This is a genomic window from Kocuria sp. KRD140 (assembly GCF_017168375.1).
Lineage (GTDB): Bacteria > Actinomycetota > Actinomycetes > Actinomycetales > Micrococcaceae > Kocuria > Kocuria marina.
This window is the reverse complement of record NZ_JABFAW010000002.1, coordinates 266,336-282,185: the sequence shown is the minus strand read 5'-3', so window position 1 is coordinate 282,185 and position 15,850 is coordinate 266,336. Positions and strand designations below refer to the sequence as shown.

The 15,850-nt window shown below is 69.9% G+C and carries 13 protein-coding genes; 11 read left to right on the top strand and 2 right to left on the bottom strand.

Translation table 11 applies throughout. From position 1 onward, the window contains the following. The coding region (locus J1M36_RS03520; RefSeq protein ID WP_241246787.1) for a trypsin-like peptidase domain-containing protein at positions 1 to 1,302 on the top strand (1,302 nt) is incomplete at its 5' end. A 96-nt stretch (positions 1,303 to 1,398) separates the two neighbouring features. On the opposite strand, the gene J1M36_RS03515 is transcribed toward J1M36_RS03520, so the two are convergent. Continuing rightward, positions 1,399 to 1,863, bottom strand: a complete 465-nt coding sequence (locus J1M36_RS03515; protein ID WP_064845800.1) for a tRNA (cytidine(34)-2'-O)-methyltransferase — start codon at positions 1,861 to 1,863, stop codon at positions 1,399 to 1,401. Positions 1,864 to 2,021: 158 nt separating this feature from the next. Between J1M36_RS03515 and J1M36_RS03510 the strand changes: the two genes are divergently transcribed. From J1M36_RS03510 to secA, 10 genes are all read left to right on the top strand, one after another. After that, a complete protein-coding gene (locus J1M36_RS03510) occupies positions 2,022 to 3,251 on the top strand; it encodes a cysteine desulfurase family protein (protein ID WP_206478667.1) in 1,230 nt (409 codons plus the stop codon). 146 nt (positions 3,252 to 3,397) lie between these two features. After that, positions 3,398 to 4,552: a tRNA 2-thiouridine(34) synthase MnmA gene (gene mnmA, locus J1M36_RS03505; RefSeq protein WP_064845802.1), complete on the top strand. Its 1,155-nt coding sequence runs from the start codon at positions 3,398 to 3,400 to the stop codon at positions 4,550 to 4,552. Positions 4,553 to 4,619: 67 nt separating this feature from the next. Next, positions 4,620 to 5,006, top strand: a complete 387-nt coding sequence (locus J1M36_RS03500; protein ID WP_064845803.1) for a chorismate mutase — start codon at positions 4,620 to 4,622, stop codon at positions 5,004 to 5,006. After that, positions 5,003 to 6,013 (top strand): hypothetical protein, encoded by a 1,011-nt coding sequence (locus J1M36_RS03495; RefSeq protein ID WP_206478666.1) that lies wholly within the window; start codon positions 5,003 to 5,005, stop codon positions 6,011 to 6,013. The genes J1M36_RS03500 and J1M36_RS03495 overlap by 4 nt, the downstream gene beginning before the upstream one ends. Positions 6,014 to 6,098: 85 nt before the next feature. Further along, positions 6,099 to 6,785 (top strand): MtrAB system response regulator MtrA, encoded by a 687-nt coding sequence (gene mtrA / locus J1M36_RS03490; protein WP_131332627.1) that lies wholly within the window; start codon positions 6,099 to 6,101, stop codon positions 6,783 to 6,785. Then, entirely contained in the window at positions 6,782 to 8,647 is a 1,866-nt protein-coding gene (gene mtrB, locus J1M36_RS03485) for an MtrAB system histidine kinase MtrB (RefSeq protein ID WP_206478665.1), read from the top strand. Before mtrA ends, mtrB begins: the two co-directional genes overlap by 4 nt. Next, positions 8,644 to 10,434: an LpqB family beta-propeller domain-containing protein gene (locus tag J1M36_RS03480; protein ID WP_241246786.1), complete on the top strand. Its 1,791-nt coding sequence runs from the start codon at positions 8,644 to 8,646 to the stop codon at positions 10,432 to 10,434. The genes mtrB and J1M36_RS03480 overlap by 4 nt, the downstream gene beginning before the upstream one ends. Positions 10,435 to 10,528: 94 nt before the next feature. Beyond that, positions 10,529 to 11,416: a ComF family protein gene (locus J1M36_RS03475; protein WP_206398938.1), complete on the top strand. Its 888-nt coding sequence runs from the start codon at positions 10,529 to 10,531 to the stop codon at positions 11,414 to 11,416. Between the two features lie 82 nt (positions 11,417 to 11,498). After that, the gene (gene raiA, locus J1M36_RS03470) at positions 11,499 to 12,203 is read left to right on the top strand and encodes a ribosome-associated translation inhibitor RaiA (protein WP_131332630.1); all 705 of its coding nucleotides are present in this window, start codon (positions 11,499 to 11,501) and stop codon (positions 12,201 to 12,203) included. Positions 12,204 to 12,470: 267 nt separating this feature from the next. Continuing rightward, entirely contained in the window at positions 12,471 to 15,248 is a 2,778-nt protein-coding gene (gene secA / locus J1M36_RS03465) for a preprotein translocase subunit SecA (RefSeq protein ID WP_206478664.1), read from the top strand. A gap of 22 nt (positions 15,249 to 15,270) precedes the next feature. On the opposite strand, the gene J1M36_RS03460 is transcribed toward secA, so the two are convergent. Beyond that, complete coding sequence (locus tag J1M36_RS03460) at positions 15,271 to 15,720, bottom strand: Rv3235 family protein (RefSeq protein WP_131332632.1); 450 nt, start codon at positions 15,718 to 15,720, stop codon at positions 15,271 to 15,273. Positions 15,721 to 15,850: the final 130 nt, after the last annotated feature.

Below are 15,850 nucleotides of genomic sequence, written 5' to 3'. Positions count from 1 at the left end.
GGTTACCAGTACGGCACCTATTCCGGTGGTCAGGGCGGCTATACCGCGGCGTCGCAACCGGTCGGTGGTGCTGCGACCGCCACGACGCCCAAGCGCAAGTTCTCGGCGGGTGCCCTGGTCGCCGGGATGGTGCTCGCAGGGCTGATCGGTGCGGGGACCGCGGTGGGGACCGGCGCCCTCGCCGAGAACAACGGCGTGTCCGCGGCGGGCAACAGCTCCCCGGTGATCGTGAACAACACGGAATCGGTCAACCAGATCACGGGGGCCACCCACAAGGCCTCCCCGTCCGTGGTGACGATTTCCGCGTCCGCCGGGGGCCGCGCGGGGACGGGGTCCGGTGTGATCTTGGACGATCAAGGACACATCCTCACCAACACCCACGTGGTCACGCTGGACGGCGCGAGCTCGGATGCCAACCTGGAGGTCCAGACCTCGGACGGTTCCGTGCGCAAGGCCAGCCTCGTGGGCACGGACCCCGAATCGGACCTCGCGGTGATCAAGGTGGACCCGAGCGGTCTTACGCCCGCGGAATTCGGGGATTCGAGCAAGCTCAACGTGGGGGACACCGCGATCGCGATCGGCTCACCGCTCGGACTGAGCGGGACCGTCACGGACGGCATCGTCTCCACGCTCAACCGGACGATCGCCGTCGCCTCCTCAGCGGCGCAGGAGACCCCAGAGGACTCCCAGCAGGGCGGCGGCGGGCAGGACTTCTTCTTCAACTTCCCGGACAACGGGCAGTCGAGCTCGCAGTCCGCGAAGTCGAGCGTCTACCTCAACGTCCTGCAGACGGACGCGGCGATCAACCCCGGCAACTCGGGCGGCGCGCTCGTGAACTCGAGCGGTCAGGTGATCGGCATCAACGTGGCGATCGCCTCGGCGGCGGGGTCCTCCTCGAACGACTCCTCCAGTTCGGGGAACATCGGTGTGGGATTCTCGATCCCGTCCAACACGGCCAAGCGGGTCGCGGACGAGATCATCAAGGACGGCAAGGCCACGCACGGCTACCTGGGCGCGTCCGTCTCCGCCTACACGCCGTCCGGGAGCAACTCGGAGCAGTTCTCCTCGGGTGCCCTCGTGCGCAGCGTGCAGGACGGCTCCCCGGCCGCGGACACCGGGTTGCGCGCGAACGACGTGATCACGCAGTTCAACGGCAAGCGCATCACGGACGCGGACGCTCTCACCGCCGGCGTGCGCGAACTCGCGGCCGGGACGGAGGCGGAGGTCACCTACCGGCGCGGCGGGGACGAGCACACGGCCAAGGTCAGGGTGGGCGACGCCGCCGAGCAATCGGGCAAGTAGGCGCCCGCGGCTCCGGCCGCGCCGACGGCGTTCACGACGGCGCTCGCAGGGTGTGCATATGCACGGTACCCGGCGAGCGCCGTCGTCGTGGCGGGATCACACGCCGTCGGGGAAGCCCAACTGCCGCCAGGCCTCGTAGAGTGCGATGGACGCGGAGTTGGCGAGGTTGAGGGAGCGGCGCCCGGGCAGCATGGGGATCCGGACGTGTTCGGTGACGTGCTCGTCCTCGAGGACATCGGTGGGCAGCCCCGTGGACTCGCGGCCGAAGAGCAGGACGTCCCCGTCCTGGTAGGTCACGTCCGTGTGGCGGGTGCTCGAGTGGGACGTGAACGCGAGGACCCGGGCGTCCCCGAGCGCGTCCCACAGTGCTTCCACGCTGGGGTGCACGTCCATGACCGCGAGATCGTGGTAGTCCAACCCTGCCCGGCGCAGGTGGGCGTCCCCGAACGTGAAGCCCAGGGGCTCCACGAGGTGCAGGCGCGCGCCCGTACACGCCGCGAGGCGGATGGCGTTTCCCGTGTTGCCGGGGATCTCGGGGGTGTGGAAGACGAAATGCAGCATGGCTGCGAGTGTAGGCGCGTCCGTGCGGCACGGCACCGGCGGGGCGCGGGGCGTTGTATCGACGCAGCCGGGGGTCTCACCGGCGGTGCGCTGGGGAGGTCGCACCGGAGGTGCGCGGCCGAGGGAGGGCCGCGGTGGGCGCGCCTAGAATTGGACCCATGCCCACACCACGCGTCTACATGGATCACGCCGCCACGACCGACATGCTGCCCGAGGCCGTCGAGGCCTACGTGGCGCAGGCCCAACGCGGCGGCAACCCCGCGTCCCTGCACTCGGGTGGGCGCTCCGCGCGCATGGCCCTGGAGACCGGACGGGACAGCGTGGCCGCGGCGTTGAACGCGGAACCGGTGGAGATCATCCTCACGTCCGGCGGGACGGAAGCGGACAACATGGCCGTGCTCGGGCTGTTCCGGGCGGCCCGGGACGCGGATTCGCGTCGCACCGTGATCGCGCTGTCCACCGTGGAACACCACGCGGTATCCGAGGCCGCCGAGTGGCTCGCCGCGCACGAGGGCGCCGAGCTCGCGTGGCTCGAGGTCGATGCCGACGGCCGGGTGGACCCCGACGATCTGCGGGAGCTGCTCGCCCGCCGCGGCGACGAGCTGGCCCTGGTGACTGTGATGTGGGCCAACAACGAGGTCGGCACGGTGCAACCGATCGCGGAGCTCGCGGCCCTGTGCGACCGGGTGGGGGTGTCCTTCCACGTGGACGCCGTGCAGGCGTTCTGCGCGGTGCCCGTGGACGCGCACTTGCCCGGGATCAGCACTCTTGCGGTGTCCGCACACAAGCTCGGCGGTCCGATGGGTGTGGGCGCGCTGTACGCCCCCCGCACGGTGACGTTGGCCGCCACGAGTTTCGGCGGGGGCCAGGAGCGCAGCGTGCGTTCCGGCACGGTCAACGCCGCGGGGGCGGCCGCGTTCGGTGCCGCAGTGCACGCCGCCCAGCGTGATGCGCACGCCGAGTTCGTGCGTCGCGCACGATTGCGCGACACCCTCGTGGCGGGGATCCGCGAACGGGTCCCGCAGGCCGTGCTGCGCGGGCCCGAGCCCGGCGCACCCGAGGACGAGTGGGCGCGCCCCACGCGGCTGCCGGGCAACGCACACTTCACGTTCCCCGGGTGCGAGGGCGATTCCATGCTCTTCCTCTTCGACGCCGCGGGGGTCGCGCTGTCCACGGGCTCGGCGTGCAACGCGGGCGTCCCGCGCGCATCCCACGTGTTGCTGGCCATGGGGGTTCCCGAGGAGACCGCGCGCGGTGCCCAGCGCTTCTCCCTGGGACACTCGAGCACGCCGGACGACGTCGCCGCGGTGTTGGCCGCCGTGGCGGAGGTCTACGACCGCGCCCACACCGCGGGGCTGTCCGGGCACGTCCCGGGCTTCGCGTCCTGAGCAGTGCCGTCAGGAACCGCGGAGTGGCCGGGAACGGCGGGGTCGGGAACTGCGGCGCCGTCGGGAATAGCCCCGGCGGCGCGCTGGTTGTTAAACCGGTTCGACCAACAATTTTTTTGACCCTCGACGGACCTGGAGGAATTGACGTGCGTGTTCTGGCAGCGATGAGCGGCGGTGTGGACTCGGCGGTGGCCGCGGCGCGCGCCGTGGACGCGGGGCACGACGTCACGGGCGTGCACCTGGCGCTGTCCCGCACCCCGGGCACGCTGCGCACGGGCGCGCGGGGGTGTTGCACGATCGAGGACTCCCGGGATGCATGGCGCGCGGCTGAGAAGCTCGGGATCCCGTACTACGTGTGGGACTTCTCCGAACGGTTCCAGGCGGACGTCGTGGACGACTTCGTGGCCGAGTACGCTGCGGGGCGTACCCCCAACCCGTGCATGCGCTGCAACGAGAAGATCAAGTTCGCGGCCCTGCTCGAGAAAGCGCTCGCCCTGGGGTTCGACGCCGTGTGCACGGGCCACTACGCCAAGGTCGTGACGGATGCGGACGGGCACAAGGAACTGCACCGCGCGGCCGATTGGGCCAAGGACCAGTCCTACGTGCTGGGCGTGCTCACCGCCGAGCAGCTTGAGCACGCGATCTTCCCCCTGGCCGAGACCCCGTCCAAGGCGCAGGTGCGCGCCGAGGCTGAGGAGCGCGGGCTGTCCGTGGCCAAGAAGCCCGATTCGCACGACATCTGCTTCATCCCGGACGGGGACACCCGCGGGTGGCTCGAGGACCACATGGAGCTCGCCCCCGGGAGGATCGTGGACACCCAAGGCACCGAACTCGGTGAGCACCGCGGCGCGCACGCCTACACGGTGGGTCAGCGCCGGGGTCTGCACATCGGCCGGCCCGCCCCGGACGGCAAGCCCCGCTTCGTCCTGGAGATCCGGCCCAAGACCAACGAGGTGGTCGTGGGGCCGGAGGCCCTGCTGTCGATCGACGTCATGGAGGGCATCCGCCCGTCGTGGGCTGGGCTCCCGCCCCGCGAGGTCGCGGCGATGGCCGAGGACGTGGACGGTCGCTCCGATGAGTTCCCCGTGACGGTCCAGGTGCGCGCCCACGGCGATCCCGCGCCGGCGCGCGCGTGGCTCACCCGGCAGGACGGGCAGCAGCGGTTGTCCGTGCGCCTCGACGAGCCCCAGCGCGGTGTGGCCCCCGGGCAGACCATGGTGCTCTACCAGGGCACCCGTGTGCTGGGCCAGGCCACCATCGACGCCGCCTTCGCCGATCGCGCGGCCGCGGCCGCGTCCTGAGCCCCACGTGGGGCGGCATGACCGCCACACGACCGGGCGCCGGGCGCGCCACTATTACAGTGGACGCATGAGTGCAGTCACCGACCCCGCCGACCACGCGCCCGTCGACTCATCGGGAGCCGATTCACCGGGCACCGACCGTCCCGCGGACAGCGCGTTGACGCGCTTGGAAGCCATTCGCGGCACGATCGACAACATCGACGCCGCACTCGTGCACCTGCTCGCCGAACGCTTCAAGGCGACCCAACAGGTGGGCAAGCTCAAGGCGGAGAACGACCTCCCGCCCTCGGACCCCGAACGCGAGAAGACGCAAATCCACCGGTTGCGCCGACTTGCGGAGGCCGCACACCTGGATCCCGAATTCGCGGAGAAGTTCCTGAACTTCATCATCAGCGAGGTCATCCGCCACCACGAGGCCATTTCCGAAAACCACCAGCGCAGCACCGACGCATGAGCGAAGCAGTCACCGCGACCCTCACCCGTTCCCTGCGTGGCACGGACCCCCTCGAGACGTTCACCGTGCTGCGCGGCGAGCTGGGCGCACCGCACCTGGCCACCGTGCCGCTGCTGCCGGAACGGGGTCCGCACGCCGAGCTCGCGGCCCGCACGTGCGCCGTGCTCGATTCCCTCTACGCGGACCGGCAGCCCCACGGGTGGCGGATCAGCGGTGTCCCCGGCGACGACTCCCGCCGTGCACGCCGGCAACTGGAGAGCGACCTCAACGTGGTCGCGGACGTCCTGGGCGCCGAATCCGGCGCGGACACCGGACCGATCGCCTTCTCGCTGCTCGGCCCGGTCTCCCTCGCGGCGACCGTCCACGTGCACAACGGGGAGAAGCTGCAGTCGGATCCCGGCGCTCGCCGTGATCTCGCGCAGTCGTGGTGCTTGGGCGTCGCGGACCTCGTGGCCGTGCTGCGGCGCAACACGGACGGGCGCGGTGTCGTGCTGGTGCTTGAGGAACCAGAGCTGGAACGCGTGGTGACCGGGCGCATCCCGACCGCGAGCGGCTACCGCACCCTGCGTGCGCTGCCGCGCCAGGAACTGCGCGCCACGCTCTCGGACGCCGTGGCCGCGTGCCGTGCGGCGGGGGCGGAGACCGTGGTCCTGGACGCGGGCGCCGTCGGGATCGACTGGACCCCGCGGGTCGGCGCGGACGCCGCCGTGCTTGGTCTGCCGGACGGGCCCACCGAGCAGTGGGAGCCCCTCGCGGCCCTGCACGAGGCGGGGGTGCGGTTGTGTTTCGACACCGTCCCTGTGGCCGGGCGCACGCCCGTGTCCGAGCTCGTGCGGCGCGTGCTGGGCCCGTGGCGTGAGCTGGGCATGGATCCGGCGGCGTTGCTGGGAACCGTGCTGGCGCCGTCGGCGCGGATCAGCGAGCTCACCCCGCCGCACCTGCCGGACGCCCTGCGGCGGGTGACGCACCTGGGCGGCGCGCTCACCGAGGCGTGCAACGAGGGTTGAGCCCGGCCAGGCCGTAGAATCGAGGGCGTACACGGACGCCGATCCCGGCCGCTCCGGGTGTCAGGGACGAGCGCGAAAGCGGGCCATGAAAGCAAGAATCCTGGTGGTGGACGACGACGCCGCGTTGTCCGAAATGATCGGCATCATCCTCGCGTCCGAGGACTTCGAGCCCGTCTACTGCTACGACGGCGCCGGCGCCCGGGACGTGTTCCGCGCCTCCGAACCGGACCTCATCCTCCTGGACCTCATGCTCCCCGGCATGGACGGGATCCAGGTGTGCCAGCAGATCCGCGCCGAGTCGGACATCCCGATCGTGATGCTCACCGCCAAGTCCGACACCGCGGACGTGGTGCGCGGGCTCGAGGCCGGCGCGGACGACTACGTCCCCAAGCCCTTCAAACCCGCCGAGCTCGTGGCCCGCGTCAAGGCGCGTCTGCGCCCTATGGACCGCGGGGCCACCCAGGAGATCACGCTCGGGGACATCGTGATCGACGTGACCGGGCACAGCGTGACCCGGGCCGGGCAGGAGATTTTCCTGACCCCGCTGGAGTTCGACCTGCTCGCGACCCTGGCGCGCTCGCCGCACCAGGTGTTCAGCCGGGACGAGCTGCTGCGTGACGTGTGGGGCTACCCCCACGCCGCGGACAACCGCCTGGTCAACGTGCACGTGCAGCGGTTGCGCTCCAAGGTGGAACGCGATCCGGAGAACCCGGAGGTGGTCCTCACGGTGCGCGGGATCGGCTACAAAGCCGGGGGACACGCGCATAAATGACGTCCGCCCCGGCGCGACCCGTGGCGCACAGCCCCGCCGAGCGGCGTCGACCCAAACGCTTCCGCAGGATCCGGCTGGGTCGGCGCATGCTCATCCGCCGCTGGCGGCAGTCCCTGCAGTTTCGCGCGATCGCCGTGGCGCTCACGCTCACGTCCGTGGCGTTCCTCGCCACGGGTAGCTTTCTGTCCCACCAGATCGCGGACCGGTTGTTCACCGACCGCCTGGACCAGGTGCTCGAGGAGGCCCGCAGCGACATCCGCACCGCCCAGGCGAGCTTCGACGCCTCGGACGCCTCCGACCGCACCGAGGTCCAGGCGCTGATCAACTCCACGCTGGGCGGGCTGAGCCAGGACACGAGCACCACCGACCACCGCTGGATCCTGATCCCCCTGGACCAGGGCGCGGGGCAGTTGTTCGTGGGCGTGCAGACCGAGAGCGCGTGGATGACCTCCGCCACCGTGCCCCAACAACTGCAACGGCGCGTGGCCAATGGGGACGGCACGTACTGGCAACCGGCCTCGGTCCGCATGGCGGAGAACGAGCCGGAGAAACCGGTCATCGTGATCGGGGACGTAGTCCAGCTCAACCAGAACTCTCGCTACGGGTTGTACTTCGTCTACGATTTCTCGGACCCGCAGGCCACCCTGGACTCGATCCACGCGGTGCTGTTGCTGTCCATGGTCGCGCTGTTGCTGCTCGTGGGAACCATCGTGTGGTACGTGACCCGGGAAGTGGTGCGCCCGGTCTCGAGTACGGCGCGCGTGTCGCAGCGGTTGTCCGAGGGTGATCTGGACGTGCGCATGGAGGTCCACGGCAGCAACGAGGCCGCCCGGTTGAGCCGTTCGTTCAACCGCATGGCGGATTCCATCCAGGGGCAGATCACCCAGCTCGAACACCTCTCGTCCATGCAGCAGACCTTCGTCTCGGACGTCTCCCACGAGCTGCGCACACCCTTGACCACTGTGAAGATGGCCGCGGAGGTGCTCTACAATGCACGCGAGGACTTCGATCCCGTCAACCGGCGCTCCGCCGAGCTGCTGCACAACCAGGTGGACCGCTTCGACTCGTTGCTCTCGGACCTGCTCGAGATTTCACGGTTCGACGCCGGCGCGGCCCGCCTGGACATGGCGTCCACGGACATCTTCACCGTCATCTACGACGTCGTGGAGGCGTGCGCGCCGCTCGTGCTCGAATCAGGTTCGGAGCTCACGGTGCGGTCCACCCTGACCCGCTGCGTGGTGCAGATGGACCAGCGGCGGATCGACCGGATCCTGCGCAATCTCGTGACCAATGCGCTCGAGCACGGGGAGAGCAAGCCCGTGGACATCTACGTGGGCGCCAACGAGAACTGTGTGTCCGTGGCGGTGCGCGACCACGGCATCGGGATGACCGAGGAGCAGACGACCAAGGTCTTCAACCGGTTCTGGCGCGGGGATCCCGCGCGCGCTCGCACGGTGGGCGGTACGGGCCTGGGGCTCGCGATCGCCACGGAGGACACGCGGTTGCACGGGGGCGCGCTCACGGTGTGGGCCGAACCCGACAATGGCGCGTGCTTCCGGCTCACCCTGCCCCTGCTGCGGAACCAGGTGCTGGATCCAGAGCAGCCCAATCCGCTGCCCATGCCACCCGTGGAACAGCACAACGAATCCACCGCTCGGGTCACCGACACCGGTTCGTTGCAGCTCACTGCCCCGGCCGTGCGCCCGAGCGAGGACCGGGACACGGGCCAGCTGCTCATGGACTTTTCGGACGCCGACGTGGCCGCCGGGGAGCCAGCCGCGACGACGGATGCGAACGTTTCGGCACAAGAGCGCACGGGCTCGAGCGCCTCGCGACACCGTGATCGGACGGAGGAATCATGAATCCCGCAGACCACGATCGGACCCGTGATCGGGCGGATGCCATCCGGGCCGTCGGGGACACGCGCCGGGTGAGCGACGTCGTGTTCGGGACCACGCGGCGTCGGGCGCGGTACACGGGCCTGGCGTGCGCGATGGTTCTGGGCCTGACCCTCTCCGCGTGCGGGGCCATGCCGCGCTCCGGGCCCGTGCACAAGGTGATCGAGCCTACGGAGCAGACCCAGCAGTCCGCGATGCCCTTCAATCCCCAGGGGCCCCGGGTGGGGGCCACGGCCCAGGAGATTGTGGAGGGGTTCCTGGCCGCCGGGGTGGGCGCGCAGGACGACTACTCCGTGGCCCGCCAGTACCTCACACCGCAGCTCGCCGCGACCTGGAAGCCGGATACCCGCGTGCTCATCCACTCGGGGGAGCCCACCACGGTGCCGCGGCTCAACGACGGCGAATTCCGCACGAGCATGGAGGTCAGCGGGGAGCTCAGTGCCAGCGGCGTGCTCGCCAAGCAGCCCTCGGGCAGCACGCGCGTCCTGGATTTCGTGCTCACCTCGGTGGACGGGCAGTGGCGGATCTCCCGGGCGCCCGACGGCGTGGTGGTCCCGCAAGCGGACTTCGAGAAGATCTTTTCGCCCACCAACCTCTACTTCTACTCGGCTCAGGACAGCAAGTACCTCGTTCCGGATCCGCGGTGGTTCGCGACCCGCTCCACGACCTCCACGGCGGCGGTGCGCGCGCTCATGCGCGGGCCCGCCGCGTATCTGGGCAATGCCGTGACCAGTGCGATCCCGCAGGGTACCGCGCTGTCCCGTTCGGCCGTGCCGGTGTCCGGGGGGACCGCGGCGGTGGACCTCACGCTCGCGAGCTTCGACCCCGCGGAGGTGAACCAGGCACGCCGGATGGAACAACAGCTGCGGGCCACCCTGCGCACCATCCCGAACGTGGACGACGTCGAACTGCGGATCAACGACGCCCCGGTGGACACCTCCGGCGGCAGCGACAACGACCCGATCCAGACCGTGACCGTCCCCAACCGGCAAATCGGGGTCTCCGACAACAAGCTCGCGTTCTACCAGGGCGGCCAGACCGAACTGATCCCGGACCTCACGGTGCCAGAGGGCGTCACGCTCAGCAAACCGGGAATGGGCGTGGAGGCCGGGGCCTTCGGGTTTGTGGACAGCGCCGGTTCCACGGTCTACACCGTGTCCCCCGGACAGCAACCCCGGCAGCGGTGGTCCGGGTACAAGCCCACCCGGCCGAGTTTCGACAACCTGGGGTGGGTGTGGGGCGCGGACCGCTCCGGGACCGTCCGGGTCGTGCGGGCGTCGTCGGAGGGGCAGGGTGACACCGTGTCCGCCTCGTGGCTCGACGACCAGCACGTGGCGTCCCTGCGGATCTCCCGCGAGGGCAGCCGGGCGCTCGTGGTCACGACCGACGCCGCCGCGACGCGTTCCACCGTGTGGATCGCGGGCGTGGTGCGGGACGCCTCCGGCAGACCCACCGAACTCGCGAAGGGCAATGCCGTGGCCACGGGCGTGGACGTGGACACCGCCCAGTGGATCGGCCCGGACGAGTTCGTGTCCAGTGCCCTGGACCAGGACACCAACGCGCAGCCCCGCCGGTACACGATCGCGGGCAAGGTGGACGAGCTGCCTGCCCTGACCGGGGTGACCTCCCTGGCCGGGGGCAACGGGTCCGCCGCGGTGTACGGCGCCTCGGACGGGCGGCTCTACATGCTCACGGGCAGTTCCTGGGCGCTGCAGAGTGAAGAGGTCACGGACACCGCATTCGCGGGGTGAGCACCCGTTCCTGAGTGGGTGCGCCGTGCGCTGCGCGCTGCACATGTCTGCCGTACCGGGGACGGACACCGTCCGCGCACCGTGAACTGGTGCCATGACCCGCTCCCGCCCCGTCGTTCCGTACCGCTCCTCGGCGGTGCCTCGTTCCGCGCTGTACGACGCCGCTCCGGGCAGTGGCACCGTCGGCGCACCGTGGCGTCGCCCGTCGGTTCTCGCGCGGTGGGACCGTCGGGCCGCGGTCGTCAGCGGGTGGTGCACGCAGGCCCTGGACCTGGTGTTACCGGTGTCGTGCGCGGTGTGTGCCGCCCCGGGCGCCATACTGTGCCGTGCGTGTCGGATCGTGCTGCGCCGCGCCACGGCCCGGCCGCACCTGGTGACACCCCCGGCGGCGCTCGCCGCGTCCGGTGTGCGGGTCGTCGTCGCGGGGGAGTACGAGCACGAACTCGCCTCGTGCGTGCTGTCCTTCAAGAACGGCGGCCGTACCGACCTCGCTCCCGTACTCTCCGCCGTGCTCTCGGCAGCCCTGGCGACCGTGGCGCGCGAGCTCGGCGACGACAGGCCCACCCTGTACTTGGTGCCGGTGCCCACGAGCGCCCGCGCGCGGCGGCGTCGATGGTTCGATCCGGTCGCCACCCTGCTGCGCGGCGCGGCCCTGCCCCCGCGGTCGCACATCGCACCCGCCCTCACGCACCGCGCGGTGGCCGGGAGCGGCACCCAGAAGGGCCGCGGGAGGATCCAGCGCACCCGGGCGCTACGCGGGAGCCTGCGCGCCCGGGACATGTCGGGACTCACGTGCGTGGTCGTGGACGACGTGCTCACCACGGGCGCCACGGCCGCCGAGGCCGTCCGCGCCCTGACCGCGGCCGGGGCCAGGGTACCCGCGGTCGTGACCCTCGCGGGGGTGCGCGTAGGGCGTTCACCGGGGGAGAACGCAGGATCATCGGATGTCGTCATCCATGAATTTCCCCGTTGTTTCCTCTAGCGTTAGATCACGGGAAGCATTGAAGGTGTCCCGTGTGGGAGAGCAGCACATCCCGCGTCATCCCCAAGATGTGGAGGGTCTCATGGAACTGAACATCCTAGGCCGCAACGTCACCCTGCCGGACCGATTCAAGGAATACGTCGAGGAGAAGAGCGAGCGCTTCCAACAGCTCGGCGACAAGGTCCAATCCATCGAGGTCAAGGTCACCAAGGAACACGCCGCCTCCGGCCACCAGGGCATGCGGGTGGAGATCACCGTTGTGGGGCGCGGGCCCCTGGTGCGCGCCGAATCGCGCAACGACGACAAGTTCGCGGCGTTCGACGAGGCCTACGCCAAGCTCGTGGAGCGGTTGCGTCGGGCGCGTGACCGCCGTAAGGTCCACCGCACCGGGCACCAGAGGCCCATCGCCGTGCACGAGGCCACGGGATCGCTGCCCGTGGACCCTTCGGGACCGACTCCCACGTATGCCAGCCAGGAAGAACTCGCGGCGGCCGAGGACGAGGCCTTCAGCACCGAGTACCCCCTGAGCGACCCCCCTACCCCCGTGGAGATCCGGCGCAAGCGCTTCCCCGCCCACGAGATCACCGTGGACGAGGCCGTGGACCGGATGGAGCTCGTGGGTCACGACTTCTTCCTGTTCGTGGACAAGGAGACCCAGGAACCCTCCGCCGTGTACCGCCGTAAGGGGTGGGAGTACGGGGTGATCAGTCTCAGCAATGACGGACGCTCCGGGGAGGAGAAGGCGCGGGCCTACCAGCCAGACACCGCGAACTCAGAGGCCTCCTGAGTATTCACAGCACCGCACCGAGGACGGGCCCGCGACCGCGTCGCGGGCCCGTCCCGTGCCCGGCGAGCGGGTAGCGGGAACCTGGTCGTTGCCCGTCCCGCGCCTGCCGAGTGGGCATCGGGGATTCGGTGGCTACCCGTCCGGGGGCCACCCGGTGCCCGGCGCGATGGCACGCGGCCGGCGTCCAGCCTGGCTCACGTACACTGTTCGGCGGTGCACCCAATGTCCTGCCGGTGCCCACCATTGATCTCGGAGGAGCGAACACACGTGGCGTCATTCCTGGAAAAGGTTCTTCGCACTGGGGACAAGCGGGTCCTGAAGCGGCTGAGGACTTACGCCGACGCCGTCAACAGCCTCGAGGACAGTTTCAAGGAACTCTCCGACGCCGAGCTGCGCGCCGAGACCGACTCGTTCCGGGAGCGCATCGAGGGCGGCGAATCCCTGGACCGGCTTCTTCCCGAGGCGTTCGCGGCCGTGCGGGAAGCGGCGTCCCGCACCCTAGGTCAGCGTCACTTCGACGTCCAGATCATGGGCGGTGCCGCTCTGCACCTGGGTTACATCGCGGAGATGAAGACCGGTGAGGGCAAGACCCTGGTGGCCACGGCGCCGGCCTACCTCAACGCGCTCGCGGGCAAGGGCGTGCACGTGGTCACGGTCAACGACTACCTCGCCGAGTACCAAGCCAACCTCATGGGCCGTGTCTACCGTTTCCTGGGGTTGGAGACCGGCGTGATCCTGAGCGGTCAGGACCCTGCGACCCGGCGTGAGCAGTACGCCGCGGACATCACCTACGGCACGAACAACGAGTTCGGCTTCGACTACCTCCGGGACAACATGGCCTGGTCCAAGGAGGAGCTCGTCCAGCGTGGGCACAACTTCGCGATCGTGGACGAAGTGGACTCCATCCTCATCGACGAGGCGCGGACCCCGCTCATCATCTCCGGACCGGCCTCCGGGGAAGCCAACCGGTGGTACCGCGAGTTCGCGACCATCGTGCAGAAGCTCGACCCGGAGACCGACTACGAGGTCGACGAGAAGAAACGCACCGTGGGCGTGCTCGAACCGGGGATCGAGAAGATCGAGGACTGGCTCGGCATCGACAACCTCTACGAGTCGCAGAACACCCCGCTGATCGGGTTCCTCAACAACGCGATCAAGGCCAAGGAACTGTTCCGCGCGAACAAGGACTACATCGTCGCGGGTGGCGAGGTGAAAATCGTGGACGAGCACACCGGCCGAGTGCTGTCCGGGCGGCGCTACAACGAGGGCGTCCACCAGGCCATCGAGGCCAAAGAGGGCGTGGAGATCAAGCCCGAGAACCAGACAATGGCCACCATCACACTGCAGAACTACTTCCGTCTGTACGACAAGCTCTCGGGCATGACGGGTACGGCCCAGACCGAGGCGGCCGAGTTCATGAACACGTACGAGATTGGCGTCGTGGCCATCCCGCCGCACCGCGGCATCGCCCGCGAGGACAAGCGGGACGTGGTCTACAAGAACGAGGCCACCAAGTACGCCGCCGTGGTGCGGGATATCGAGGATCGCCACGAGAAGGGCCAGCCAGTCCTCGTGGGCACTGCGTCCGTGGAGAAGTCGGAGTACCTCTCCCGTCTGCTGGCCAAGCGCGGTGTGCGCCACGAGGTGCTCAACGCCAAGAACCACGCGCGTGAGGCCGCGATCGTGGCACAGGCCGGCCGTAAGGGCGCGGTCACCGTGGCCACCAACATGGCCGGTCGAGGCACCGACATCATGCTGGGCGGTAACGCCGAGTTCAACGCCGTGGAGAAAATGGCCGAACTCGGCCTGGACCCCGAACGCGATGCCGAGAAGTACGAGGCGCGGTGGCCCGACGTCCTCGCGGAATGCGAGGCCTCGACCAAGACGGAACACGAGGAGGTCCTCGAATCCGGGGGGCTCTACGTCCTGGGCACGGAGCGCCACGAGTCCCGCCGGATCGACAACCAGTTGCGCGGGCGGTCCGGTCGTCAGGGGGACCCGGGGGAATCCCGGTTCTACCTGTCCCTGTCGGACGACCTCATGCGCCTGTTCAACCCCGGTGCGGCGCAGCGCCTCATGGCGATCGCCCCGGACGACGTCCCCGTGACGGGTCGTTTGATCACCTCCGGTATCGCCAACGCGCAGAACCAGGTGGAGGGGCGCAACGCCGAGCAGCGCAAGAACGTGCTCAAGTACGACGACGTCCTGAACCGCCAGCGCGCCGTGATCTACCGGGATCGCAAGCGGATCCTCATGGGCGACGACATCGAAGATCAGATCCGGCAGTTCACGGACGAGGTCATCACGTCGGTGATCACGGAGCACACCGGGACGGGTCACCCCGAGGACTGGGACCTGGACGCGCTGTGGACCGCGCTGCGGGCCATCTACCCCGTCTCCCTGACCCGCGACGAGGTCCTCGAGGAAGCGGGCGGCCGCCCGCGGTTGACCTCGGACTTCCTCCAGGAGCAGATCCTCTCGGACGCCGCGGTCACCTATAAGGAACGCGAGGACGAACTCGGTTCCAAGGCCATGCGCAACCTCGAGCGCCGGGTCCTGCTCTCGGTGATCGGGCAGCGCTGGCCCGAGCACCTCTACGAGATGGACTACCTCAAGGAGGGGATCGGGCTGCGCGCCATGGCCCAGCGCGATCCGCTCGTGGAGTACCAGCGCGAGGGCCACGCCATGTTCCAGGAGATGATGGCCGCCATCCGCGAGCAGACCGTGGTGACGCTGTTCAACCTGGAGGTCCGCAAGCAGCGCACCGGCGCGGACGGTGGTGCCGTGGAGCTCACGACGCCCCAGCGTCCCGCGTTCCTGCAGTACACCGCCCCGGACGAGGACGGCACGCCGAGCGCGGCCGTGGAGCCCGAGCCCCGGGTGTCCTCCGACGACGAGCCTGCGGCGGAGACCGAGCCGGCGACGACGAACGGGGCCTCGGATGCCGACGGTGTCACCTCCGCTGGCGAGGGGGCCAACCGCGCCCAGCGTCGGGGGAAGTCCGCCAAGGCCAGCGGCAAGGCGAAGCGGGGCAAGCGGCGCTGAGGCCCGGCTGGACCCGGCGAGATCACCCGACCTCCAGATGGGTGACCCGCCACTGCCGCGCGATCCGCTCGATCCGTAACGCCACGGCGCGCGCCCGGGTGGATTCCTCCACCACGAGGGATGCCTCGTAGCACCCGGGGGCTGGGCTGCACACCCGGATCCGCCGGATCCGGGCGGCGCGGTGCACCTCGAACACGGCGCGCCGGTCCGGGCACTGTTCCTGCACGAGCTTGAGCATGGCCGCGCGCTGGGTGAAGCGTTCCACGACCTCAGGCTCCGTCCACCGGGACAGTTGGTTCGCCGGGCGGGTGCCCGCGAGGATCTCCACCGCGGCTTGCCCGATGCTGCGGGCGATCGCGCCGACCCGCTCCATCTCGTTCTTGCCCGTGAGGGCCGCCACCGTGCGGTCCTGGCGCCACGTGTAACCGCCCGCGGGAGTGCGGGGTGCTGATTCGGGGACGGCGATGCTCATGGTGTGCTCCTCGGTGACGAAGGGTGGGCCGGACGGCCCGGGGACGATGGAGAGAGGTTGTGGCCCCGCCGCGAGGCGAGTTCCCGACGGTGTTCCGGGGCCCGCGTGGGTCGCGGGCGGGTCCTGAAGT